This is a genomic window from Solwaraspora sp. WMMD406, assembly GCF_029626025.1.
Classification (GTDB): Bacteria; Actinomycetota; Actinomycetes; order Mycobacteriales; family Micromonosporaceae; genus Micromonospora_E.
In genome coordinates, this window is record NZ_JARUBF010000001.1 from 5,073,606 (window position 1) to 5,096,335 (window position 22,730).

Here is a 22,730-nt window from a genome sequence, read left to right on the forward strand (position 1 = left end):
TATCGGTCGTGCTCAGAAACACGGGCCGGGGACCGTGCACCAACGTCGTGTTCAAGCTCCGGATGCCGGCCGGTGTCGTGCTGATGGCCGGCTCCGACCGGGTCGAGGTCCCGGTGATCCCGCCCGGTCACGCGCACACGCACGAGATCGCGGTGCAGGCGCGGCGGCCGGGCACGTTCCCGCTGACCAGCACCAACTTCTCCTACCGCAACGGGTTCGACGTACCGGTCCGGGTGACCGACTTCCGCGCGGACCTGGTGGCGAGGTCCGCGCCGGCGCCCGTGCTGATCCCGCAGCCCACCGGTCGGCTCCGGGTGTGGTGCGACAACCCCGAGCTCGACCTGGACGCCTGGGACGAGCTGACCATCATGATGAGCAACGACACCGGCGTCGCGCTGCACGACGTCACCGTGGCGCTGCGGGGGCCGGTCGTCAGCGACGACCGGCGGCGCGGGGTCGCCGTACTCAAGGAGGGCGTGACGGCGCGGTTCACCCTGCCGGTACGGGCGACCGAGCGCGGCCGACACGTGCCGGTGGTGGTCACCACCCGGTACGGCCACCTGGACCCGTACGGCACCATCCGGACCGTCACACAGGAGAACGTCGTCGACGTGGCGGTACGGTCGGCCGCGTCGAGTCAGCCGACTGCACCGGTCACCCAGCCGGCCGCGCAACCGGCCCCGCAACCGGCCGCCGTCGAGCAGACCATCCTCTACCTGGCGGCCAGCCCGCAGGACCTGCCCCGGCTGCGCTCGGACCTGGAGATGCGCAAGGTCCGGGAACGGCTCCGGCTCGGCAAACAGCAGCACCGATTCCGAATCGACGATTGCACGGCCACGCGGTTCGACGACCTCAGCCAAGCGCTAAAGGACTACGAGCCGCAGGTCGTCCACTTCTCGGGGCACGGCGACAGGGAAGGATACCTGTACCTGGAGAACGATCTGGGCGATGGGGACTTGATCTCCCCGGAGGGGTTGGCGGAGCTGTTCCGGCTGCACACGCCGACGCTGCGCTGCGTGATAGTGAACGCGTGTCACTCGGTGCGGCTGGCCGAGGCCGTGTCCCAACACATCGACTACGTGATCGGGATGCGGTCCGAGATCCTGGACGAGGCGTCGATAGGATTCAGCACGGGCTTCTACGAAGGGCTCTTCGCCGGCTGGACCGTGCCGAAGGCCTTCGCCAATGGCTGCGCCCACATCCAAGCGCGCCGGGCCTTGGAGGGGCAGCACCGTACCCCGCTGCTCTACTCACGGGGGGCGGAGCCGCAGAGCTGCTGACGAGTTGCGGTATCCGGGCCGGCCGCGCCGGGGTGGTCGGCGACGGCGTGTCGGTGGGGCGTGGCACCCTGACCGGGTGACCGTGGAGGAAGCTGTCCGGCTACGCCGGGCCCGGGACCTGCTCGACCGGGAGTACGCCCGCCCACTGGACGTGCCGGCGATGGCGCGGGCGGCGTACATGTCGCCGTCGCACTTCAGCCGACTGTTCCGGGCCGCCTACGGCGAAAGCCCGTACGGCTATCTGTCGACCCGGCGGGTCGAGCGGGCCAAGGCGCTGCTGCGCCGGGGTGATCTGAGCGTCACCGACGTCTGCATGGCGGTCGGCTTCACGTCGCTGGGTTCGTTCAGTTCCCGCTTCACCGAGCTGGTCGGCGAGACGCCCAGCGCGTATCGGGCCCGGTCACACACGGCAGGCGCGGCCATTCCGGCCTGCTACGTCAAAGCCGTCGCCCGACCAACCCGCCCGACGACGCCGCGCATTCCTGTTCGTTGACGGCTGGAACGAGGTAGCGCTAACCGAACAGCTCACGGATTACGCCCATGGCCCGCGGCGAGATCACTTCGTCCGGGTAGAAGTCGCGGCACAGTCGCACGGCGTCGTCCACCGTCGCGACGTCGGCCAGTGCCGCGAGGGCACGAAGGTCGTCGACATCGCGTGCTCGTGCCGCGAGAGCCTTCATCGCGAAGATGTGCTCGGGTGACGCCGCCATGACCCGAATGCCGGGATGGTCGAAGACCCGCCGTCGACCCGGGTCGTCCTTGCCGGACACGTACACGCTGGCCTGCTCGTTGAGCCACCACGGAGGCAGGCCCAGTTCGTCTGCGACCGCACGCGCTTCGTCGAGTACGACGCCGTGCGGCACGAACATCGCGTCGACGTCCCTGGTAACCCGTTTCGCGTCATAGGCCAGCGCCATTGCGGCTCCACCGACGACGAAGATGTCAGCAACGACTCCTCGGCGCACCAGCCGATCGCCCAGGCTACCGAACGCTCGCTCAAGATCCGCGCGCCCCATCAGGACGCCGTCCGGCTCGGTCACGCTGCCGCCAGGTCGTGGATCGACAGGTATACCCCATGCTTGCGGAACGCGGCCGGTGCCCATGCCAGCGCATCTGCCCGGTGGACGGCCAGTTCGGCCGGAAACCATGCCCGGCGCAGCACCCGCGCGTCGACCCATTGCGGCGGGGCGAGGTCCGCCTGAGCGAGCAGATGCTCCGCGAGTGCCGCGAGCAGTGCGTCCCACCGCTCGTCCCCGGTCCGCTCCGGTTCGTCCATCAGCAGCCTCACCCTGGTCGCCGGCTCCCAGCGGAACTCCTCCAGGAACTCCCACACCAGCTTCCAACGAGTCTGGTCGGTATCCGCAGATGCGAGATGGGTGGCCAGCACGGCCAGACTCATCGGTTCGTAACCGGAACCCACAGCGCGAACCTCACTTTCCACCACAGCATCGCGTCGTCAGCTTCAGGCTACCGGTCAGCCGCTCGGCCGGGATCGGCCGGCGCATCAAATCGGTTTGGAGAAGCCCAGGTCAGCCGCCCGGCGTAGCGTCCCTGCCATGGCAATCACGCTTTCTCACACCTTCCTGCTCGTCCACGACCAGGACGAGGCACTCAAGTTCTACCGCGACCTGCTCGGCCTGGAGGTCCGCACCGACCTGCCGTTCGAGGGCCACCGCTGGCTGACCGTCGGCCCGCCCGGGCAGCCGGACGTCGAGATCGTGCTCGAAGTCGCCGCGATGGGTCGCCCCGCCGATCAGGAGACCCTGGATCTGCTGCTCGCCAAGGGCTCGCTCAGCGGGTTGATCTTCCTGGTCGACGACGTAGACGCGACGTTCGAGCGGGTGCGGGCCGGCGGCGCGGAGATCATGCAGGAACCTATCGACCAGCCGTACGGGGTACGCGACTGCGGCGTACGCGACCCGTCCGGCAACAACATCCGTTTCTCCCAGCGCCTGTCCCAGTGAACTGACGTCAACGCTGGCCCGATCGAGCTGCCCCGGCTCACCCCGAGGCAGCCCGGTCGCCGCCGGTAGGCCGGGCCGGGGCATGACCGCGTCGATGCCGCATGAGCCCAGGTGGCAACGGGTATCGGTCACAGCATGAGAATCGGAAACACCGAGATCCGACCGCTCGGCGGCGGGATCGGCTGCCTGCTGATGCTGCTGGTCTCGCTCCTACTGTCCGCCCTGCTGACCATCGGCCTCAACGTCATGCTGCGGTAGCGGCATCGCCGCGTCGAGTTGAGGGCTGACGTACGTAATTTTCGAGAATTACGTACGTCAGCCCTCAACTCGATGGCCCGCGTCGGGGAAGACTTGCGGTCACGGGTGACGGTGCCTCCGGTCGGCTTGCCGATTCCAGCCGGAGGCACCGTCGGCTTATCTGCGGCGGCAGTTCAGAGGTCTTCAGGAATCATTTCCACCGGTTGGCCGTCGCGGAGCAGTTCGGCGAGCCGCTGATATGCCGGGAAGTCTTCCACGCGTAGAAATTCCAGCGCGGCATTCATCGGGCGGCACCCGTCGGTCAGGCAGGCCGGGCAGCCGGCCCACTCCACCGAGGGCCAGTGATCGATGACGACGCGTCGCGCGTACAGGATGGCGACGTCACGGGTCTGCTCCTCGCTCAACTCGGGGATGGCTGGCGGTTCGGAGCCTGGCGCCAGGATGCTCATTTCTGCCCTCCGCTGATCTTCGAAAACTCTCCTGTGAACACTCTGGACTCTGCAGACCGATCCGGTAAGGATGGAGCGGCATACCGGTGAAATCACTCACGTACGGAGAGGTAAGCCGTGCACATGATCATGTGGATTCGCGCGCTCAAAGCGGCGCGGGTCGCCGCTGACGTAAGCCAGGACGGCCTCGCCGAAAAGATCAACTGGAGCGCGTCAACGATTGCCGCGATCGAGACCGGCCGACGCAAGCCGACGTTCAGGTTCGCCGAGGAGGCCGACGAGGCCTTGGACACGGCCGGCCTGCTGACCGAGCTGCTGGACCGCGCCGAACGCCAACGCACTCCCGCCTGGTTCTTGCCCTGGCTCAAGATCGAATCGGAGGCCAATCGCCTCCGCAACTTCGAGTTGGGCGTCATCCCCGGACTGTTACAAACCGAGGAGTACGCCCGAGCGATCATCTCCGCTGGCGGTTTACACACGCCGGACAAGGTAGAGGAGCTGGTCCGGGTGCGGATGGAGCGGCAGGAGCTGCTGACCCGCGACAACCCGCCTGAGTGCATCTTCATCCTCGACGAGTCGATGCTGGCCCGGCCGATCGGCGACCATGCCATCCTCGATCGGCAACTGCAGCACCTGCAGAAGGTCGCCGAGCTGCCGAACGTGCGGCTCCACATCCTGCCAACCGAGGTCGGCGCGCACGTCGGACTACTCGGCGGCTTCATCATCGCCGAGTTGCCCGACGTCGACCCCGCCGTCTACCTGGAAAACGTTGCCCGTGGCCAAGTCGCCGACGACGAGGAAACAATCGTCCTACTCAACCGAAAGTGGGACTGTCTGCTCGGCGACGCCGCGTCCGTCAGCGCGTCGCTCCGCATCATCGCAAAATATAGGCTGACTCCATGACAACTTCCGATGGTCTGCAGTGGCGCAAGTCCAGCCGCTCTGGCGACACCGGCGGCAACTGCGTGGAGGTGGCCGACAACCTGCCCGGTCGGGTCCTGGTACGCGACTCGAAGGACCGCGACGGCGGCACCCTCACCTTCTCCCCCACCGCCTGGACCACCTTCCTCACCCACACCTCCATCCGCTGACCCCACCCGTACGTCCGCAGCCGGCCACCGCGCACTCCCGCTGGAGAAACACTGGCGCGATGGCCAGCTGCGGACTAGCCTACTTAGCTAAGGGGGTGCGAGATGACGAGCGAAGCTCTGGGGCAGTTCAACATTCATGAGGCCAAGACGAACCTGTCACGAATCATCGAGCGGGTGGAGCACGGCGAGGAGATCATCATCAGCCGCGCCGGTACTCCTGTAGCGAAGGTCATCCCACTGCACCGCGAGGTCATCCGGAAAGGCCGCGGCTCGTTGAAAAACCTTCTGGTCGTCGCTGACGACTGGGACTCGGCAGAGGTCAACGAGGAGATCGCTCGGGACTTCGGGCTGAATACGTGATGCTGCTCCTCGACACACACGTTGTCATCTGGTGGTTCACCGACGACCCCACCCTTGCCGACGACATCAAAGACCAACTGGACCGCGACCCAGGCGTGCATCTCAGCCCGATCAGTCTCTGGGAGATAGGGATAAAACAGGCCACCGGCAAGCTCAAGGGCCCGGATGACCTGGTGGAACGCATCAGGCGGAGTGGTTTCAAGGAGTTGCCGATCACCGCCGACCATGCGATCGTCGCGGCACGCCTTCCCATGATCCACCGAGACCCCTTCGACCGGATGCTCATCGCGCAGGCCCAGCACGAAGGGTCAACCATCGTCACCCGTGACGCGGAGATCCGCAAGTACGAAGTGAGCATCCTACCCGTCTGAACAGTTGCCTTCCGTCGCAATGGAGACCGGCCCTCGCGGGCCGGTGACGGCGTCGGGCGGACGGCGAGGCGTCGATCGCCAGCCCTTTGTCGCAATGGAGACTGGCCCTCGCGGGTCGGTGAAGGACCGCAGCCGCGATCAGCTCGCCGAGCACGTCCTCGGCCCGTCGCAATGGAGACCGGCTCTCGCGGGTCGGTTAAGGTCGAGGCCTACGCCGGCTGACCGGTCCCAAACGCACAGTCGCAATGGAGACCGACCCTCGCGGGCCGGTGATGGTGCGCCTGATCCGCGCCCGGCTCGGGCAGGGGTGTGCCGTCGCAATGGAGACCGACCCTCGCGGGCCGGTGATGGCACTGTGTGGCAGCCCGGTCCCGGTGGCAGATCACCCGGTCGCAATGGAGACCGACCCTCGCGGGCCGGTGATGGGGGTCGTGCTCGCGGCCCACCGCGCCGCACCAGCGGACGTCGCAATGGAGACCGACCCTCGCGGGCCGGTGATGGCACGGCCGTTGGCGTCCGCCAGCAGGGCACGCAGCGTCGCAATGGAGACCGACCCTCGCGGGCCGGTGATGGCTGGTCGGCTCGGTGGCGAAGCGGTTCGGTATTCGGGAGTCGCAATGGAGACCGACCCTCGCGGGCCGGTGATGGGGCTGCCCGCGATCCTCGGCCAGCCAGTTCGGCTTGTGGTCGCAATGGAGACCGACCCTCGCGGGCCGGTGATGGGCACCTTGCCGCACTACGCGCCGCTGCGGTCGCCACCCGTCGCAATGGAGACCGACCCTCGCGGGCCGGTGATGGGCCAGCCGCCGGTTCTCGCTCACAGCGCCTCCCGTCACAGTCGCAATGAAGACCGACCCTCGCGGGCCGGTGATGGCCATCAGACGTTCCGGCAGACGTACGCCACGCGGCCGTCGCAATGGAGACCGACCCTCGCGGGCCGGTGATGGTGGAAGGCTGAGGCCCGCAAGTGGGAGACCAGAGCGTCGCAATGGAGACCGACCCTCGCGGGCCGGTGATGGCCGCCAACTCGCGCCAGGAATCAGGATCGAGGTCACACCATGTCGCAATGGAGACCGACCCTCGCGGGCCGGTGATGGTGGACCATTTCCCGGTCGGTGTAGTCCGTGCCCGCGTAGTGTCGCAATGGAGACCGACCCTCGCGGGCCGGTGATGGCGGCGAGACGAAACCGCGCGGGGAGTTCTCCCGGAATAAGTCGCAATGGAGACCGACCCTCGCGGGCCGGTGATGGATGTTTGGCTTCTATCCAGAGTGGGGCGACTTCTACATGGCGTCGCAATGGAGACCGACCCTCGCGGGCCGGTGATGGGGGCCGGGCAGTACTCGAAAGCTGTCTATGAGGCGCAGTCGCAATGGAGACCGACCCTCGCGGGCCGGTGATGGAGATCGTGGAGCCCTCGGATGAGTGAGCCTGGAGCGTCGCAATGGAGACCGACCCTCGCGGGCCGGTGATGGTCCGGGACCACTTCGGGCTGGGTGCCTCGTGACCGAGTCGGTCGCAATGGAGACCGACCCTCGCGGGCCGGTGATGGGAGAAAGTCGCCAAGCAACGCACTGTCGCTGACTCCCTCGTCGCAATGGAGACCGACCCTCGCGGGCCGGTGATGGCACTGAGGCCCGCACCCTGCCAGGGGTACGGGCCTCAGCGTCGCAATGGAGACCGACCCTCGCGGGCCGGTGATGGCTCGACCTTACGATCTGGGACCTGTTCCCACCCAGGGGTGTCGCAATGGAGACCGACCCTCGCGGGCCGGTGATGGCTCGACCTTACGATCTGGGACCTGTTCCCACCCAGGGGTGTCGCAATGGAGACCGACCCTCGCGGGCCGGTGATGGCTTCGGGCACCCCTGGTTCCGGGTCGACCCGAGTGCCGAGTCGCAATGGAGACCGACCCTCGCGGGCCGGTGATGGCTGACCGACGCGCAGCGCACCCTCAGCATCGACCAGGCGTCGCAATGGAGACCGACCCTCGCGGGCCGGTGATGGCATGGGGTGGACAGGGTGGACGTGTCCACCCTACCGGTCGCAATGGAGACCGACCCTCGCGGGCCGGTGATGGGCCTTTGTCTCCAGCTTGCTCGCGCCGCGACGCCGGTCGGGTCGCAATGGAGACCGACCCTCGCGGGCCGGTGATGGGCCCGGTCGGTACGGTCCTCGGCGATCAGCCAGCCGTAGTCGCAATGGAGACCGACCCTCGCGGGCCGGTGATGGGGCTCGTGAACTGGCTATATAGCCAGTTCACGATGGAGTTCAAGCAGATCACCAGCCGGGTTGGTCCGATTTGGTGGCATATCCAGGTTAGGAACCTCCCGCGTGAAGCGTGTCCACTGGAGGTTCCGAAGCTGGGGGACGTGTCGGACGCATCTGTTCATTTGTCAAGTAAACGACTCCAGGACCGTCAGCGCGGCAGGAGCGAGGTCAGCGTACTCGGCGGCACCGACGGAACTGGCTGGCGTCGTTTGGGGCGGCTGGTGCCCGTACCCCCGGTCGTCAGGGTTTTGTGGGTGTCGGACCGGTGATGGTGACCGGGATCGGGGCGAGCACACCAGCTGATTTGCGGCCCTCGACGGGTTGACGAGCGGCGGCGGCAACGGCGAAGACGCCGAGCGGCGGCCACCTGGCCGGGTTGACGGTGACGGCGTTGGGCACGGCGTTCGGGACACCGTCCCGGCGGCGGTCCGGGCGCAGCTCGCGGTGTTCGAGCAGGGCGGTGACGGCGTGCCTGTCCAGGGATTGCCGCCACAGTGGCCACAGCATGACCGGCTGACGTCGGCCGGCCACCTGATGCCAGCCGGTCGCCGCCACGGTGCTGCCGTCGCCGGTCAACCGCAGCATCGGCAGCGCCATGATGGCCAGCCAGGTGGCACCGGGCACGCCGGCTTCGACGGACTTGCCGGACGGGTGGTCGGCCGCGCCGCGTACCACCCGGTGGTCGAGGTATTCGCCGGTGTAGCCGTCGACCCGCCGCCAGCCGGCGAACGCCTGTCGGATCAGCGTCGCCGGGTCCTTGCGTACCTCGTCGAGGGGTTTGGCGAAAAACGAACGCAGGCTCTGCTGACCGGCCGGCGCGGTGAACGGGGTGAGCGCGGCCCGGCCTTTGGCGTCGGCGGCGAGGTCGGTGACGAGTGCGGCCAGCCACCGTACGGCGGCCGGGTCGCCGCTGGTCAACCTGTCGGCCGCGGCTCGGAACTCGTCGCGGGCGACCCGCATCGGGTCAGGCGCGGTGCCGACCTTCGCAGCGGGCAGCGTCGCCGGTGCGGCGGGGATCACCCCGTCGGGCGGAACGGTGGCGACGATGTCGATCACTGTGGATACAAGGTCGTCGAGGGAGGTCAGCCGGGCGGTGTGCAGTCGGGCGACGGCGGTCTGCTCGTCGAACGACAGCGCGGCGGCCGGATCGTGGTGGTCGGCCAGGAGCCGCAGGGTGCCCAGCGCCGCGAGGAACCCGAGCGGGTCCCGCCCGTCCAGGGCCGGCAGCTCGATCGGGTCGCTCACGGGTCGGTCCCTTCGTCGTCACCGGCGGGTGTTTCCTCGTCGCGGGCGGACGCCCAGATGTCGGCCAGCCGTACGACGGTTTCAGCAGCGCCAGACCCCACCGGCCGTACGCGTCGTTGAGCTGCGCGAACCGGACCGGAGCCGACCAGTCGACGGTGTCGGCCGAGTCGAACATTGGCAGCAACCCGGGCACGGCGACCTTGACCGACCGGTCGTCGACGACCGGTGGCAGCAGCGGTCGGTTGCGGCCGTGATGGCTGGCGACCAGGTGGACGACCAGTTCCGGGTCGAGGTCGCCGGGGTGCTCGGCGAGTCGGGCGGCGACGATCCGTGCCGACAGTGCTTCGTGCCGCATCCCCTTGGGGTAGCCGGCGGCGTCCCGGGCCCGGCGCGCTTCGGCGAAGTTGGCCGGGTCGATGCCAGACTTGGCCAGCGGCTGCAGGGCGAGTTCGGCGAGCTCCGGGCGGCCGGCGTGCAGCATCGTCTGGAAGCGGGGGTCGCGTTTGCCGTCGTCGTGCCAGCGGGCGGCGGTTTCGACGCTGGCGACCAGCGGCGCGGGCAGGCCGAGGTTGCGGGCCATTTCGGCGGCGCGGGCGGCGACCGCCCGTTGATGGTCGTCGAGGTTGATGCGCCGGCCGGGGTACGCGCTGGCGGAGCTGCCCGCTTCCGAGTCGTCCTCGGCCTGCCGGTAACTGGGACCCTGGCCGGCCGAGCCCCGCGCCGTGGTGAGCAGCACCGGGAACGGCGGCTGCCAGGTCCGGCCGGTCTGGGCGTCCAAAACCGTGGCGGTACGGGTGACCAGCGGCTTGGCCTCGATCATCGGTTTCAGGGTGTCGAGCAGCGGATGGCGGGGCGGCAGCGCGGTGGCGAGCGCGCGAAGGAGGTCGCGGTAGCCGGCCGCGTCGGTCGGTTCCTGCTCACCGGCTGAGTCTGCGGCCGGGTCGGCGAGCAGCGCGTCGAGCGCCGCGTCGACATCGGGGCCTGGTGGTGCCAGCGGGTCGGCCAGGTAGGCGACGAGCGGGCGCAGCTGGGTGCCGATCCGCAGCAGCGGCCGGCCTCGGCGCTTGGCGAGGTCGGCGACGTCGACGACTGGTTCCCGGCTTGCCGGGTGCCAGCCGAACCGGTCGCAGCCGCCGTACTCGACCGGCATGACGATGGTGTCGCCGGGCCGGATCCTGGACGCCCGGATCATCTCGCCGCCGCCCCGGCGCGGGTAGCGCAGCACCAGCGGGTCGGCCGTACCGCCGGGTGTCGGGTTTTGCTCGTCCGGGGTGACCGCGAGCGCGACATCGGCGGTCAGGTCGGCCGGGTCGGTGCCGGTCAGCAGGCGGCGGAGCGCGTGGATCGGCACCTCGATGGCTTCGTCGGCGACCGGCGGCACGATGTCGACCGTGGCCGGCCAGTGGTCGGTCTGCCCGGTGTCCAGTCCGGCTCGCCAGACGACGGTGACGGCGGGCGGTTCGGCGTCGAGGCCGTGCAGGAACGGGGCGACCGGCGGGTCCGGGTGCGGCGGCGGTGAGCTGCGGGTCCAGGCGTCCAGGATGGCCGGGTCGAGCAGCGGCACGTACCGCTCGATGGTGGTGACGGCCGCTGCCGGGGCCTGGGCGCGCAGGTCGCGCAGCGCGATCGGGGACACGTCGCGGACGTCGCCCTGGTGGGGATTGGCCGGGGTGGCCGGGGTGATCCGCCCGGCCAGCCACTGCCAGGTGGCGAGGCGGGCCGGCCCGTAGACCGGGTCGTCGGCGTCGACGGTGCTGTCGTGCACCAGGTACGCCGGGGCGGGTTCGTCGTGGTGGCCGAGCCGATTGAGCCGGCCGAGTCGCTGGATCAGCGCGGGCAGCGGCGCTGATTCGCTGATCAGCGCGTCGGCATCGATGTTGGCTCCCACCTCGATCGTCTGGGTCGCGACGATCACGAACGGGCGAGGGTCGGAGCGGCCAGGGTCGGCCTTGATCCGCTGGTAGTGGCGTTTCAGCAGCAGATCCCGGTCGATCGGGCGGATCCGCCCGGTCAGCAGGACGGCGTCGGTGCCGACGGGCAGCCGGTCGAACACGCCGCGGGCGCGGGCGACCGTGTTGGCGACGACGGCCACCACGCCCTGGTCGGCCAGCCGTACGGCGAGGTCGGCCATCACCTGCGGCACCTCGGTGTCGGCTTTGCGCCGGTTGGTGTCGACGTGGACGAGGCGTAGTCGCTTGCCGGCACGCAACCGCTGTCCGGCCATCGGGTGATCGAGGTCGGCGGCGCTGATCGTGTGCACCGTCGGCGTACCAATGTCAGAGGCCGCCGTCGGCGTACCGATGTCGAAGGCCGCCGGCCGGTCGTCGTCGGCCGGGTTGGTCGCGGACATGGTGACCAGCGTCGGCCGTCGGGCGATCGGCCACCGGTCCAGGTCGAACGCGGCGCGGGCGGTGGTGTGGAACGCGGTGGCCAGGTGGGCTTCGTCGACGACGATCAGACTGTCCGTGCCGACGAGGGCGGCGTCGATCGGGCGGGCGTACTCGCTGACGCCGTAGCCGCGCATCAGCAGCCGGCTGCCGACCTGGTCGATGGTGCCGGTGATGATCGCCCGCCGGTCGGGGCGTTCCAGCCAGATGCGGTCCCAGGTGACGCCGCCGCGCATCCGGGCGACGGTCAGCACGTCACCGGGGTCGCCCACGGCGCGCAGCCGGTCGGCGACCTCGCGGCACACCGGCCCGGCGGCGGTGCCGGTCAACGCCGCCTGGATGGCGGTGGCGTGTTCGTCGGCTTCGTCGACGACGAGACGCCGGTCGACGACGAAAAACGTCCGCCGGGGTGCGAGGTCGGGGCGCAGCGCGGCGACGAACACGGCGACGTCGAGCACGGTCGTCTTGCCGAGTCCGGTCGGTACGTCGATGACGTCGGGCCAGCGCCCGTCGGCGAGGATCCGGTCGAGCAGGGCCTGCTGCCAGGGGAACGGCTCGCGTCCGGCGTGGGCCTCGGCGACGAACGCGGCGAAGTCGGCGGCGGTCAGCGCCGCGACGGTGTCTTGTCGGCCGAGGCCGGCCGCTGGCCGGTCGGCATGTTCAGGGGCGGGCAACGGGTACCTCCGGGACGAACACGCCGCAGCCCAGGTAGCGCAGGGCACCGGCGATGACCGGGCCGCGTACCTGTTCGGCGAAACTGATCCGGCAGTGCACCAGCGGTCGGGACGGCCGCTGCCGGGGCAGGGTGCCGCGCCGGGGTGCGCTGATCGCGCCGCGCAGCACCGGGGCGTCGAGCACGGTCACCGACACCGGCCGGGGATAGCCGGCGGTGACGAGTCCGTCGGCGACGATGTCGGCGGCGTCGCGGCTGCGATTGGGAAAATGGTCCAGCATCATCGGGCTGGCGGTCACCCACCGTTGTACGCCGGACGGTGGTCCGGTCCACCGGTCGGCCCGCACACCCCACGTCGTCGGCGGCTCGGCCGGGTCGGCGAGTTGCACCGGGCCGAACTGGTTGCCGTTCAACGTCTGGATCGGGTCGTCGCCGGTCGGGCCGAACAGTCCGGTCAGTACCGCCCGGCGGTCGGTGTCGGGCAGGTCGGTGGGCAGCGCGACGGCGACGCCCAGCAGGTGTCCGTCGGCGTGGCGGTGGCCGACGTCGAGCAGCGGCAGGTATGCCACGTGCGGCCGGCCGTCGGCGCCGTGGCCGCTGACCTGGGCCGGCAGCGGATCGGCCACCCGGTCCATCACGGTACGCCGCAGCAGGCCGGCGACCTGCAGGATCCGGTCGCCCCGGATCGGCACGTGTCCGCGTCGTACCGGCCAGACCAGCAGTGTCCGGTACGGGCCGGGCGCTTCCACCGGTGGTGGCTCCGCCGGCTGCGGCAGGGTCTCGACGGTGTAGGCGATCGACCGGGCGGTTTCCCAGGCCCGCTGGCCGGTGTCGTACGCGGCGATCAGCTGGTCGGTGTAGCCGGGGTACGGCACCCGCGGCGCGATCGACCCCGGCGCGCCGATCCGGGTCGGCCGGTACGTCGTCCACCTCGGACGCGGCGGCGCCTCCTCGTCGTGCACGGTGATTTCGACGTTGCCGGTGGACCGGCCCAGGTACGGCACCCGCCGGGCCAGCTTGGTCAGCCGCCACAGCACGCCGTCGTCGGGCTCGGCGGTCGGCCAGACGAACGCGAACCGGTCGTCGGCGGGCAGGGCGCTGCTGCGGCTGCTCGACCGGTTGGTGCGGCCCGGCCAGAACGTGCTGCCCGAATGGGTTTCGGTCGCGTTGGTCACCACGAATCCGCTGCGGACGCTGGTGTGTATGTCGGTCGGGGCGACCGCCGCGACCAGCGGTGGACCGGCCTGTTCGAGCCAGCGCAGCGCCGCCAGGTCGGCGTCCTCGGGTGGGTTGCCGCTGCCGTGTTCGACGGCTGCGACCAGCGCGTTGAACAGGCGCGCCGGATGTGGTGGCCACTCCGGGTCGGCGGGGGTGGTCGCGGCCGCGTCGTAGCGGGCTTCCCTCAGCCGTACGGTGATGCTGAGCGCCACCGGTCCTACGCCTCTTCCGCTGCGGACTGGGTGAGGGCGTGCCGGATCGCTTCGGCGAGCGAGATGATCGGGGTGATCGCGATGACGTCGTCGTCCATGCGGATGCCGGCGGCCGTCGCCCGGCCGCGCAGCTCCCGGAAGGTGTCGATCGCCTCGGCGGTCGACACGTCGATCGGGTCGAGTGTGCCGCCGTCGCCTTCGAAGGCGACGGTCTCCCGGTGGCGGGTCAGGTCGCAGCCGGAGCGGAGCCACAGCGAGGCCCGCCCGAACGCGAGCCGGTCGCCGACCAGGGCCAGGGCGGCGAGCGTCGCCCGGGCCGCCGTCGCGGCTTCGGCCGACGCGTCGCCGAACCGCAGCCGTTCCAGGCCAGCCAGGGAGATCCAGCCGTACCGGCGGATTTCCCGCACCGTCACCCCGCCGTGCACCGTGTTGGGCGCGATGTGTCCGTGCCCGATCTCGCTGAGCTTGCCGCCCTTGGCTTTCGTGCCCTCCGGCAGGTAACGCCAGTCGCGTTCGGCTTTGCCCTTGTCGTCGATGGCGCCGGTCAGGTTGACCGGGTCGACCTTGCCGGCCCGCCGGTCCCCGATCGACCAGTCGATGCCGAACATCGACGACGAGTAGACGCGCGGGAACTTCGGCCAGCGTCCCTTGCGGTGCGAATCCCAGGCCCCGAAGATCAACGAGTACGGTTCCCGGCGGTAGAGCGGCCGTACGTCGGTGGCCGAGGTCGCCCGCAACGCCTTACCGACCGGGCTACGGTCGAAGCGTTCGCCGTCCACGTCGCTGTCGCGTAGGTAGGCGTCGGCGTAGCGGTGCGGGAAGTCCAGCGACGTCAGCCGGACGCCTTCCTCTTTCATGGTCAGTTCGAAGATCGGCAGGTCGAGTCGGCCGCCGTCACGGGCTGCCAGCAGCGCCTCTTCGACCCGGTTGGCCTGCGAAGGCACCTGGTCGACGATGACGGTGTCGCGCAGCGTGTCGTCGATCAGTCGGCGTTCTGTCGCGTACGGCACGGGCTCGCGGCCTTCACGTCGGGCGGCGGCCTGCTCCGAGTCGGGAATCGGGAACGTCGGCGGCATGATCTTGCCGCCCGGCCCGCCCACCGGCTGATACACCCCGTTGAACACGATCCCCGCGTGCGAGCGGTCTTCACGAACCGCGTCGAGCAGGCGGTCGGCAAGCGACATCCGTGGCACTCCTCATTGGTGTCGAAAGTAGATCGAGCATGTCTACCCGACGGGTGCGACATTTGGCATCAGGAGCAGCGGCGACCGGACCGACGTACCGTCCCCTTCTCCCCCGCCGCCGATCAGACGACCTCTCCCCCGTTACCTTTTTGATCGTCCCCAGCCGGGGACTGCTCGGTCGCCCGGCTCGGTATGACTGAATGCCCCTGTCGTACGCATGATCCGGGGGGTGTTGTCGCCGAGCCGGGTGGCGTCGGCGGACCGCTGATAGGGACCCGGCCACCCCGTCGTGGGGTAGGTCTCTCCGTAACGTGGATGCCGGCAGTCCGACGCTATGACCAGCGGCCGAGCCAGGCCATCGCCGTGAGGAGGCAAGCTGTGCACGACGGGTTCGGCGTCTTCATCGGACTCGACGTCGGCAAGGAAGGACACCACGCGGTCGCGTTGAACCGCGACGGCAAGCGGCTGCACGACGCGACGCTGCCCAACACCGAAACCGGGCTGCGGAAACTGTTCGACAAACTCGCCCGGCACGGCCAGATCCTGGCCGTGGTCGACCAGCCCGCCTCGATCGGCGCGCTGCCCGTCGCGGTCGCCCGCGCCTGCGGCCACCAGGTCGCCTACCTGCCCGGTCTGGTCATGCGCCGCCTGGCCGACCTGCACCCCGGCACCGCGAAGACCGACGCCCGCGACGCCTACGTCATCGCCGACGCCGCCCGCACCCTGCCCCACACCCTGCGCCGGGTCGACACCGGCGACGACGCCCTGGCCGAGCTGGAGGTGATGGTCGGCTACGACGACGACCTCGCCGGCGAGGTCACCCGCGTCGCCAACCGCATCCGGGGCCTGCTCACCCAGATCCACCCACCCCTGGAACGCGTCCTCGGCCCGAAACTGCAGCACCCCGCCGTCCTGGAAGCCATCTCGCGGTGCGGCGGACCCACCGGCATCCGCAAGGCAGGCCGGGCGAAACTCACCGAGATCGTCAAGGCCCGCGCGCCACGCATGGGCGCCCGCCTGGTCGACCAGATCTTCACCGCGCTCGACGCGCAGACCGTCGTGGTTCCCGGCACCACCGCCGCCGAGACCGTCCTTCCCCGACTCGCCGACAACCTGCGTGACCTGCTGCGCCAACGCGACAAGGTCGCCGAACAGGTCGAAGGGATGCTTGATGCGCACCCTCTTGCCCCGGTCCTGACCTCGATGCCCGGCATCGGCGTCAGGACCGCGGCCCGCATCCTGCTCGAAGTCGGCGACGGCACCTCGTTCCCCACCCCCGGCCACCTGGCCGCCTACGCCGGCCTGGCCCCGGTCACCCGCCGCTCCGGCACCAGCATCCGTGGCGAACACCCACCCAAGGGCGGCAACAAGCAGCTGAAACGCGCGTTCTTCCTGTCCGCGTTCGCCGCTCTCGCCGACCCGCTCAGCCGCGCCTACTACGACCGCAAACGCGCTGAGGGCAAGAAACACAACGCCGCCCTCATCTGCCTCGCCCGCCGCCGCGTCGACGTCCTCCACGCCATGCTCCGCACCCAACGGCCATACCAGCCCAAACCGGCGGACGAACCCCGCCTCGCTGCTTGACAGAACCCATAGGGACACCCCCCACCGCCCCGCTGGCGTCGCCGTCCCGCGAATGAGGAAGAATGCTCACATGACCGAGGAACGGGAGCTTCCCTCAGGCTCCAAGCTGGACACCACGGTTCCGCACTCGGCGCGGATCTGGAACTACTGGCTGGGCGGCAAGGACAACTTCGCGGTCGACCGGGCCGCCGGCGACGAGGTGATCGCCCACATCCCGGACATTCCGATCGGGGCCAAGGCCGAACGCGCGTTCCTCAAGCGGGTGGTCCGGTTCCTCGTCACCGACGCCGGCATCCGTCAGTTCCTCGACGTCGGCACCGGGCTGCCGTCGGCGGACAACACCCACGAGGTCGCGCAGTCCCTCGACCCGCGCTGCCGGGTGGTCTACATCGACAACGACCCGCTCGTCATGGCACACGCGCGGGCGCTGCTGACCAGTACGCCGGACGGCAGCTGCGACTACGTCGAAGCCGACCTGCGGCAGCCGGACTCGATCCTGGAGTCCGCGCGGCGGACGCTCGACCTCTCGCAGCCAATCGGGCTGATGCTCCTCGGCGTCGTCAACCACATCATGGACGACGAGGTGGCGTACGGCTCGGTCGCGCACCTGGTGCGTGCCATGCCCGCCGGCAGTTACCTGGTGCTCACCCACTCCACTGCGGAGATCCACGGTGAGCCGATGCTGCGGGTGATGCGGGAAACCACCGAGCGCGGCGGTACGCCGATCCGCGCGAGGACGAGGGTGGAGCTCGAAGGCTTCTTCGAGGGGTTGGACCTGCTGGAGCCCGGCGTCGTCACCTGCTCGCGGTGGCGGCCCGACCCGGATTCCGACGAGCCGGAGGTCTACCTTTTCGGCGGGGTCGGCCGGATCGGTTGAGCTGTCGCTGTCGGTCCCGACGCCGGTCGGCCATGACGCCGGTCGGTCCCGACGCCGGTCAGCTATGACGGCGGCCGGCCGGCCGGCCTCGATTGAGGTCTACGACCGGCCGCCACTCGTCACCTGGTCAGGGTTTGCGGGCGACCCCGCCGACGAAGGTGTAGTAGGTGTCGGTCTGGGCCGTCGGCTCCTCGTCCGGGTCGGTACGCCACTCCGGGACCGGCACCAAGCCCGGCTCCAGCAGCTGGAAGTCGCCGAAGTAGCCGAGGATCTCGTCGCGCTGGCGCCACCGGCCGGTGCCGAGCGTCTGGTTGAAGATCTTTTCCACGGTCAGCGCCTTCTTGGCGGCCTCCGGGTGCGCCTCGCCCGGGTTGTGGAAGTGCGAAACCACCATGAAGCTGCCGGACGGGACGGCGTCGCGGAAGGTCGCGGCGACACCGCTCGGGTCCTCGTCGTCGTTGATGTGATGCAGGATGGCGAAGAGCAGCAGCCCGACCGGCTGCGAGAAGTCGATCAGCGCTCGGACGTCGGGGTCGGCGAGGATCTGCTCGGGGTGGCGGGCGTCGGCCTGCACGACCGTGGTGTACGGCGAGTTGCCGAGCAGCGCCCGGCCGTGTGCCAGCACCATCGGGTCGCTGTCGACGTAGGCGACCCGCACCTCGGGGTCGATCTGGTGGGCGATCTCGTGCACGTTGCCCTGGGTGGGCAGCCCGGATCCGATGTCGAGGAACTGGCGGATTCCTTCCTTGGCGACCAGGTGCCGGATCACCCGGCCCAGAAAGGCGCGGTTGGCCTTGCCGGCCGCCGGCCCGTCCGGGGTCACCTGCAGCGCCATCTGGGCAGCCTGCCGGTCGACCGCGAAGTTGTCCTTGCCGCCGAGAAAGTAGTCGTAGACCCGGGCCACGCTCGGCCGTGTGGTGTCCACTCCGACCGGTGCCCGTTCCTCGCTGCTCATCGTCAGGACCTCCGGCTGTCGGGCTGGCGTACGGGCGCCAGCTGGGAGCGCTACCGGACCGCAGTCTAGAGGATCTGTGCCGGCTGGAACGTCCCACCCCGGTGGCGTTCAGGCGGCTGGCCGCAGGGCGTTGCGCACCCAGTGATCCACTGTGTCTGGATCGACTCCGGCGGCCATGATGGCCGCGACGGCCGGTCCTCGACCGTCTCTGAGCAGGCCCAGCAGGAGGTGCTCGGTGCCGATGTGCCGGTGCCGCAACCGCAGCGCCTCGCGCAGTGACAGTTCCAGGATCTTGCGGGCCTGTGGGGTGAAGGTGCCACCGGCGGTCCGTCGCCACCAGGGCCGCCGGGCCGGCTCCGGCGGCCGCAAGGCTCCCGCGCCGAACGTCCGCTCGACGGCGGCGCGTACCGAGTCGAGGTCGATGCCGATCTCGCGCAACGCGGCGGCGTCGGCCTCGCCGAGCGGTACGGTCGTCGGCTCGGCCGCCCGGGCCGCGTCCGCCGCCCGCGACCGCAGGTCGGCCAGGTCGGCGCCGGCGTCGCGCAGCACTCGTACGCAGAGGTCGTTCTCGTGGGCGAGCAGGGCGACGAGCAGGTGCTCGGCTCCGGCTCTCGGGTGTCGCAGCCGGTCGGCCTCGGCGCGGGCGGCACGTACCACCTGTCGGGCCTGGTCGGTGAACCGTTCGAACATCATGCCTCCCCGGACGGGCTGACCGCGGGTCGTCCCGCGTGTTTCTTGTGGACGGCTTGTCGGGTGACGTCGAGGATGTCGGCGATCTCCTGCCAGGACCATCCCTGGCGACGGGCGTTGTCGACCTGGATGGCCTCGAGGCTCTCCAGTAGCCGGCGCAGCGCGACGACCGCACGGAGGCCGACCAGCGGATCGGCGCTTCCGGCGGCGGCGGCGAGGTCCGTTGCCTGACTCATCCCGTCAATCTACGTTGACAACCCGCGTCACGTCAACCTGAGTTGACAGCGGTCGGCTGTCCCCGGGTGTCCGGCGGTCGGTCCGGCGGCAATCCGGCGGCTATCCGGCGGCTATCCGGCGGTCGGTCCGGCGGAGCCGAGCGACAGCACGCGGTCCACCGTCAGCTCGGCCAGGTCGTCGATGACCAGGGCGGCCCGCGCCAGCGCGTCCTCGGCCGGCGGGTAGTCCCGATGCGGCACGGCGACCACGACCATGCCGGCGTTGGCCGCCGAGCGCAGCCCGTTGCTGGAGTCCTCCACCGCCAGACACCGGTCGGTGGGCATCCCGAGACCCCGCGCCGAGACCTCGTACACCTCGGGGTCGGGTTTGCCGGCCCGGCACTCCTCGGTCGACACGCTCACCTGGAAGGCGTCGGTGATGCCGGCGCTGGCGAGCACCTGGTCGATCAGTTGGCGGGGCGACGAACTCGCCAACGCCAGCGGGAACCGGGCGGCGAGCCGGCGGACCGCCGCGACGGCTCCGGGGATCAACGGCAGGTCGGCGCGGTAGCGCTCGGCCATCCGGTCGATCACCTCCTGGGCGACCCGATCGGCGCCGCGACCGACGCCGAGATCGTCATCCAGATAGCGCGACCACTCTCCGGTGCTCATCCCCATCAGCCGGCTCTGGGTCTCCGGCAGCCACCGCCCGCCGGCCCGCGCGACGTAGTCGCGGCGGACCTCCTCCCACACGGGCTCGGTGTCGATGAGTACGCCATCCATGTCGAACACCACGGCGGAGATCATGAACACATCCTGCCTGGGCTGGGCGAATCGACACCGCGCGGGGTGGTCGCGGGCTAATCTCGAATCGAGCTCCCACTCGGTCGCGGCTCGTCGGTGTGGCGTACCACATCGCCGGCCGCGCCACGCGTCACGCGCGGAGTCGCGCCACGCGACACGCGCAGAGTGCAGAAAGGGGCGACCATGTCAGATCACCCCACGCCCGTACGGGACCGGATCGCGGTCGGCGTCGACGACTCCGCGTCCGCCTGGGCCGCCGTCGCGTTGGCTGCCCGGGAAGCCGCCGTCCAGCACCGCCCGCTGCGACTGGTGCACGCGATGCACTGGACCGCCGACGCGCCGTCGACCGGCGCCGGCGACGACCGCCCCGACACCCAGCACCTCCTCGAAAAGGCGACCCGGCTCGTCGACGACGTCGCCCCCGACGTCGAGGTCAGCGTCGAGGTGTCGGAGAGCACACCCACCACCGCACTGCTGCGGGAATCCCGGATGGCGTCGCTCGTCGTGCTCGGCGACGGCGATCTCGCCCGATGGACCTGTCTGCCGCTGGACGCGCTCGCCGTGGAGGTCGCGGCCCGGGCGGACTGCAGTGTGCTGGTCGCGCGGGCCCCGGGCGGTCAGCGCCCCGATCCCGGCGGACCGGTGCTGGTCGGGGTGGACGGCTCGGCCGGGTCGGAACGGGCACTCGGACTCGCCTTCGACATGGCGGCCCAGCGCGGAAGCGAACTGACCGTCGTCCGGGCCTGGGAAAGCGAGCTGCGCTGGGCGGACACCTCGGCCGTCGCGCACGCCGAACTGACCGAGGCCGTGGCACCGTGGCAGGAGAAACACCCGGAGGTCACCGTACGGCTGCAGGTGGTCAACGGCGCGCCCGGACGGGTGCTCATCGACCGGTCGGCGGACGCCGGTGTGGTGGTCGTCGGTGCGCGCGGCGACCACCCGCTGCGGGTGCCGCTGGGCGCGGTCAGCCAGGCCGTGCTGCACCACGCCCGCTGCGCGACGGTGATCGTCCGGGAATGCGCCCCGCCGCCGGCCGTCGGCGACTGACCTCCCGATCCGCCCGGCGACCGCCTGATCGGCCCCCCGGGAAACCAGCGGTCGGCCCCCGGGACCAACGGCCCACGGCGGTCCCCGACCGGCCCGGCCGGCCGCCGCGCGTCGTCGACGGTCCTCGGCCCTGGTGGGCCTGGCTGCTGCGGGCCAGCAGGCTGGCCGGCTCCGGCCGCTCCACCGTGGCGAGAGGTCGCTGAGCGGCCGTCCGTACGGTCCGGCGGGGTAGGCGACGAGGTGTCACCGATGTGCACGATGTTCACGTATTGGTACTCATATGATTACCCTGTGACAACCCCCGACACCTTGCGCCTACCGGCCTGGACCTTGCTGACGAACCACGGGCACGTGCTGCTCGCCATCGCCCGCGACCCCCAGGCCCGGCTGCGGGACGTGGCGGCACGGGTCGGGATAACCGAACGGGCCGCGCACACCATCGTGGCCGACCTGGAGGAAGCCGGATATCTGACCCGACACCGGGTCGGCCGCCGCAACGAATACACCGTCGACCCGATGGTGCCGTTCCGGCATCCGGCCGAACGGGACCACCTAGTCGGCGAGCTGCTCGCGCTGTTCACCGACGTCGGCCCCCACGGCACAGCGGCCACCGCCACCGACGACTCCGCCCGCGCTGACGGCGGCGCCGGTGACCGGGGCGGCCAAGGCGGCCAGGCGCACGTCGTGACGGCAGGACCCCAGTCCCGCAACGGCGGGTCGTTCGCATCTGTGCCGCACCCCGCGCCAGGTATGGACTGGGTGCAGGTGCAGTCGAAGGAGTGAGCACGATGAACGCCAACCATCTGATCGTCGTCGGCATCGACGGCTCCGACGGAGCCCGCCGAGCGCTGGACTGGGCGGCCCAGGAGGCCGCGACCCGGGGCGGAACGCTGCGAGTGGTGACCGCGTGGCGCTGGGACTCCGGCACCGTGGTCAGCCCTGTCGAAGAACGCCAACGGGCCAACAAGCTGCTCGACCAGGAACTGGCCGCGTCGACCGCCCGACACGGCGCGGCGCTGCCGGTCGTCGGCGAGGTCCATGAGGGACGCGCCGCCGACGTGTTGACCCTCGCCGCCCGCTCCGCCGACCTGCTCGTGCTGGGCAGCCACGGACACAGCCGGCTGCACCACACCGTACTCGGCTCGGTCAGCGAGGAGTGCATCCGCAAGGCGACCTGTCCGGTCGTGGTGATTCCCGTCCCCGCCCCGGCCACCCCGGCACCGGCCGGGGCCGTGGCCGTCGGCTGACCCGAGTGGAGGACGTCATGACCAGCAGACCGATCGTGGTCGGCTACGACGGCTCGGCCAGCGCCGACGCCGCCGTCGACTGGGCGGTGGCCGAGGCCGTCCGCACCGGAACCCCGGTCCAGCTCGCCTACGCCTTCGAGTGGCTGACCGGTGCCGGCCCGATCATCCCCGGACCGGCCGACCGACCAACGGCACCGACGGCCGCCCGACGACCAACGGCACCAACTGCCGCCCGACGACCAACGGCACCACCAACGGCCCGACGGGCCGTGGGCCACGACCGCCCCGCCGAGCGTGATCACGCTCGGCACGGCCGCCTGAGCGCGGCCCGACTCGATGGAGGCTGACG

Annotated in this window: 24 protein-coding genes, 1 pseudogene and 1 CRISPR repeat array; of the genes and pseudogenes, 14 read left to right on the forward strand and 11 right to left on the reverse strand. The window is 70.4% G+C overall.

The genetic code is table 11. The features are described from left to right. Positions 1 to 8 precede the first annotated feature (8 nt). Together O7632_RS22360 and O7632_RS22365 are read left to right on the forward strand one after the other, a co-directional pair. Positions 9 to 1,280 carry a CHAT domain-containing protein gene (locus tag O7632_RS22360; protein ID WP_278116938.1) on the forward strand — a complete coding sequence of 424 codons (1,272 nt, stop codon included), beginning with the start codon at positions 9 to 11 and terminating at the stop codon, positions 1,278 to 1,280. Between the two features lie 76 nt (positions 1,281 to 1,356). Then, positions 1,357 to 1,773, forward strand: a complete 417-nt coding sequence (locus O7632_RS22365) for a helix-turn-helix transcriptional regulator (protein ID WP_278116939.1) — start codon at positions 1,357 to 1,359, stop codon at positions 1,771 to 1,773. A 19-nt stretch (positions 1,774 to 1,792) separates the two neighbouring features. Here the strand turns inward: O7632_RS22365 and O7632_RS22370 are convergent, their stop codons facing one another. Both O7632_RS22370 and O7632_RS22375 read right to left on the reverse strand, forming a co-directional pair. After that, complete coding sequence (locus O7632_RS22370; protein ID WP_278116941.1) at positions 1,793 to 2,320, reverse strand: DUF6036 family nucleotidyltransferase; 528 nt, start codon at positions 2,318 to 2,320, stop codon at positions 1,793 to 1,795. Then, positions 2,317 to 2,700, reverse strand: coding sequence for a hypothetical protein (locus O7632_RS22375; RefSeq protein ID WP_278116942.1), 384 nt, complete (start codon positions 2,698 to 2,700; stop codon positions 2,317 to 2,319). The genes O7632_RS22370 and O7632_RS22375 overlap by 4 nt, the downstream gene beginning before the upstream one ends. A 136-nt stretch (positions 2,701 to 2,836) precedes the next feature. Between O7632_RS22375 and O7632_RS22380 the strand changes: the two genes are divergently transcribed. Both O7632_RS22380 and O7632_RS22385 read left to right on the forward strand, forming a co-directional pair. Then, positions 2,837 to 3,244 carry a VOC family protein gene (locus O7632_RS22380; RefSeq protein ID WP_278116944.1) on the forward strand — a complete coding sequence of 136 codons (408 nt, stop codon included), beginning with the start codon at positions 2,837 to 2,839 and terminating at the stop codon, positions 3,242 to 3,244. 135 nt (positions 3,245 to 3,379) lie between these two features. After that, positions 3,380 to 3,502: a hypothetical protein gene (locus O7632_RS22385; protein ID WP_278116947.1), complete on the forward strand. Its 123-nt coding sequence runs from the start codon at positions 3,380 to 3,382 to the stop codon at positions 3,500 to 3,502. A 173-nt stretch (positions 3,503 to 3,675) separates the two neighbouring features. Here O7632_RS22385 and O7632_RS22390 read toward each other — a convergent pair whose 3' ends face one another. After that, entirely contained in the window at positions 3,676 to 3,951 is a 276-nt protein-coding gene (locus tag O7632_RS22390; protein WP_278116948.1) for a hypothetical protein, read from the reverse strand. Between the two features lie 123 nt (positions 3,952 to 4,074). Here O7632_RS22390 and O7632_RS22395 point away from each other — a divergent pair, with 123 nt between their 5' ends. The 4 genes from O7632_RS22395 to O7632_RS22410 all read left to right on the forward strand — a co-directional run bounded on the left by O7632_RS22395 (position 4,075) and on the right by O7632_RS22410 (position 5,773). Then, a complete protein-coding gene (locus tag O7632_RS22395; protein ID WP_278120285.1) occupies positions 4,075 to 4,854 on the forward strand; it encodes a helix-turn-helix transcriptional regulator in 780 nt (259 codons plus the stop codon). Beyond that, entirely contained in the window at positions 4,851 to 5,042 is a 192-nt protein-coding gene (locus O7632_RS22400) for a DUF397 domain-containing protein (protein ID WP_278116949.1), read from the forward strand. Before O7632_RS22395 ends, O7632_RS22400 begins: the two co-directional genes overlap by 4 nt. A 102-nt stretch (positions 5,043 to 5,144) precedes the next feature. Continuing rightward, positions 5,145 to 5,402 (forward strand): type II toxin-antitoxin system prevent-host-death family antitoxin, encoded by a 258-nt coding sequence (locus O7632_RS22405; protein ID WP_278116951.1) that lies wholly within the window; start codon positions 5,145 to 5,147, stop codon positions 5,400 to 5,402. After that, on the forward strand, positions 5,399 to 5,773 hold the full coding sequence (locus tag O7632_RS22410) for a type II toxin-antitoxin system VapC family toxin (protein ID WP_278116952.1): 375 nt from the start codon (positions 5,399 to 5,401) through the stop codon (positions 5,771 to 5,773). Before O7632_RS22405 ends, O7632_RS22410 begins: the two co-directional genes overlap by 4 nt. A gap of 13 nt (positions 5,774 to 5,786) precedes the next feature. After that, positions 5,787 to 8,004: direct repeats of the CRISPR family, unit length 37 nt; unit sequence GTCGCAATGGAGACCGACCCTCGCGGGCCGGTGATGG. A 279-nt stretch (positions 8,005 to 8,283) separates the two neighbouring features. Here the strand turns inward: O7632_RS22410 and O7632_RS22415 are convergent. Genes O7632_RS22415 through cas7u form a run of 4 tightly spaced genes read right to left on the reverse strand, consistent with a single transcriptional unit; the run spans position 8,284 to position 14,962 of the window. Further along, on the reverse strand, positions 8,284 to 9,099 hold the full coding sequence (locus O7632_RS22415; RefSeq protein WP_278116953.1) for a hypothetical protein: 816 nt from the start codon (positions 9,097 to 9,099) through the stop codon (positions 8,284 to 8,286). Continuing rightward, the gene (gene cas3u / locus O7632_RS22420) at positions 9,008 to 12,349 is read right to left on the reverse strand and encodes a type I-U CRISPR-associated helicase/endonuclease Cas3 (RefSeq protein WP_278116954.1); all 3,342 of its coding nucleotides are present in this window, start codon (positions 12,347 to 12,349) and stop codon (positions 9,008 to 9,010) included. The genes O7632_RS22415 and cas3u overlap by 92 nt, the downstream gene beginning before the upstream one ends. Then, positions 12,336 to 13,778 carry a type I-U CRISPR-associated protein Csb2 gene (gene csb2, locus O7632_RS22425; RefSeq protein ID WP_278116955.1) on the reverse strand — a complete coding sequence of 481 codons (1,443 nt, stop codon included), beginning with the start codon at positions 13,776 to 13,778 and terminating at the stop codon, positions 12,336 to 12,338. Before csb2 ends, cas3u begins: the two co-directional genes overlap by 14 nt. Before the next feature lie 5 nt (positions 13,779 to 13,783). Next, complete coding sequence (gene cas7u / locus O7632_RS22430; protein ID WP_278116956.1) at positions 13,784 to 14,962, reverse strand: type I-U CRISPR-associated RAMP protein Csb1/Cas7u; 1,179 nt, start codon at positions 14,960 to 14,962, stop codon at positions 13,784 to 13,786. Positions 14,963 to 15,340: 378 nt separating this feature from the next. Between cas7u and O7632_RS22435 the strand changes: the two genes are divergently transcribed. After that, positions 15,341 to 16,546, forward strand: coding sequence for an IS110 family transposase (locus O7632_RS22435; RefSeq protein ID WP_278111927.1), 1,206 nt, complete (start codon positions 15,341 to 15,343; stop codon positions 16,544 to 16,546). A gap of 70 nt (positions 16,547 to 16,616) precedes the next feature. Next, positions 16,617 to 17,423 (forward strand): SAM-dependent methyltransferase, encoded by an 807-nt coding sequence (locus O7632_RS22440; RefSeq protein WP_278116958.1) that lies wholly within the window; start codon positions 16,617 to 16,619, stop codon positions 17,421 to 17,423. 127 nt (positions 17,424 to 17,550) lie between these two features. On the opposite strand, the gene O7632_RS22445 is transcribed toward O7632_RS22440, so the two are convergent. The 4 genes from O7632_RS22445 to O7632_RS22460 all read right to left on the reverse strand — a co-directional run bounded on the left by O7632_RS22445 (position 17,551) and on the right by O7632_RS22460 (position 20,090). Next, entirely contained in the window at positions 17,551 to 18,378 is an 828-nt protein-coding gene (locus O7632_RS22445; RefSeq protein ID WP_278116960.1) for an SAM-dependent methyltransferase, read from the reverse strand. A 108-nt stretch (positions 18,379 to 18,486) separates the two neighbouring features. Next, on the reverse strand, positions 18,487 to 19,068 hold the full coding sequence (locus O7632_RS22450) for a Clp protease N-terminal domain-containing protein (RefSeq protein ID WP_278116961.1): 582 nt from the start codon (positions 19,066 to 19,068) through the stop codon (positions 18,487 to 18,489). Further along, positions 19,068 to 19,304: a helix-turn-helix domain-containing protein gene (locus O7632_RS22455; RefSeq protein ID WP_278116963.1), complete on the reverse strand. Its 237-nt coding sequence runs from the start codon at positions 19,302 to 19,304 to the stop codon at positions 19,068 to 19,070. The genes O7632_RS22450 and O7632_RS22455 overlap by 1 nt, the downstream gene beginning before the upstream one ends. Before the next feature lie 111 nt (positions 19,305 to 19,415). Next, complete coding sequence (locus O7632_RS22460) at positions 19,416 to 20,090, reverse strand: HAD family phosphatase (protein WP_278116964.1); 675 nt, start codon at positions 20,088 to 20,090, stop codon at positions 19,416 to 19,418. Positions 20,091 to 20,270: 180 nt separating this feature from the next. Between O7632_RS22460 and O7632_RS22465 the strand changes: the two genes are divergently transcribed. From O7632_RS22465 to O7632_RS22480, 4 genes and pseudogenes are all read left to right on the forward strand, one after another. Further along, complete coding sequence (locus O7632_RS22465; protein ID WP_278116966.1) at positions 20,271 to 21,134, forward strand: universal stress protein; 864 nt, start codon at positions 20,271 to 20,273, stop codon at positions 21,132 to 21,134. A 291-nt stretch (positions 21,135 to 21,425) separates the two neighbouring features. Further along, positions 21,426 to 21,716: pseudogene (locus O7632_RS22470) on the forward strand (helix-turn-helix domain-containing protein); the annotation flags it as partial. A 206-nt stretch (positions 21,717 to 21,922) separates the two neighbouring features. Further along, positions 21,923 to 22,381 (forward strand): universal stress protein, encoded by a 459-nt coding sequence (locus O7632_RS22475; protein WP_278116968.1) that lies wholly within the window; start codon positions 21,923 to 21,925, stop codon positions 22,379 to 22,381. 17 nt (positions 22,382 to 22,398) lie between these two features. Beyond that, positions 22,399 to 22,728, forward strand: coding sequence for a universal stress protein (locus O7632_RS22480; RefSeq protein WP_278116969.1), 330 nt, complete (start codon positions 22,399 to 22,401; stop codon positions 22,726 to 22,728). Positions 22,729 to 22,730: the final 2 nt, after the last annotated feature.

Coding starts and splice junctions, on each gene's coding strand:
- O7632_RS22480 (WP_278116969.1), top strand. CDS start 22,399: ATGACCAGCAGACCGATCGTGGTCGGCTACGACGGCTCGGCCAGCGCC.
- O7632_RS22465 (WP_278116966.1), top strand. CDS start 20,271: ATGTCAGATCACCCCACGCCCGTACGGGACCGGATCGCGGTCGGCGTC.
- O7632_RS22400 (WP_278116949.1), top strand. CDS start 4,851: ATGACAACTTCCGATGGTCTGCAGTGGCGCAAGTCCAGCCGCTCTGGC.
- O7632_RS22385 (WP_278116947.1), top strand. CDS start 3,380: ATGAGAATCGGAAACACCGAGATCCGACCGCTCGGCGGCGGGATCGGC.
- O7632_RS22455 (WP_278116963.1), bottom strand. CDS start 19,304: ATGAGTCAGGCAACGGACCTCGCCGCCGCCGCCGGAAGCGCCGATCCG.
- O7632_RS22450 (WP_278116961.1), bottom strand. CDS start 19,068: ATGTTCGAACGGTTCACCGACCAGGCCCGACAGGTGGTACGTGCCGCC.
- O7632_RS22395 (WP_278120285.1), top strand. CDS start 4,075: ATGATCATGTGGATTCGCGCGCTCAAAGCGGCGCGGGTCGCCGCTGAC.
- cas7u (WP_278116956.1), bottom strand. CDS start 14,962: ATGTCGCTTGCCGACCGCCTGCTCGACGCGGTTCGTGAAGACCGCTCG.
- O7632_RS22380 (WP_278116944.1), top strand. CDS start 2,837: ATGGCAATCACGCTTTCTCACACCTTCCTGCTCGTCCACGACCAGGAC.
- O7632_RS22475 (WP_278116968.1), top strand. CDS start 21,923: ATGAACGCCAACCATCTGATCGTCGTCGGCATCGACGGCTCCGACGGA.
- O7632_RS22405 (WP_278116951.1), top strand. CDS start 5,145: ATGACGAGCGAAGCTCTGGGGCAGTTCAACATTCATGAGGCCAAGACG.
- O7632_RS22390 (WP_278116948.1), bottom strand. CDS start 3,951: ATGAGCATCCTGGCGCCAGGCTCCGAACCGCCAGCCATCCCCGAGTTG.
- O7632_RS22460 (WP_278116964.1), bottom strand. CDS start 20,090: ATGATCTCCGCCGTGGTGTTCGACATGGATGGCGTACTCATCGACACC.
- O7632_RS22440 (WP_278116958.1), top strand. CDS start 16,617: ATGACCGAGGAACGGGAGCTTCCCTCAGGCTCCAAGCTGGACACCACG.
- O7632_RS22445 (WP_278116960.1), bottom strand. CDS start 18,378: ATGAGCAGCGAGGAACGGGCACCGGTCGGAGTGGACACCACACGGCCG.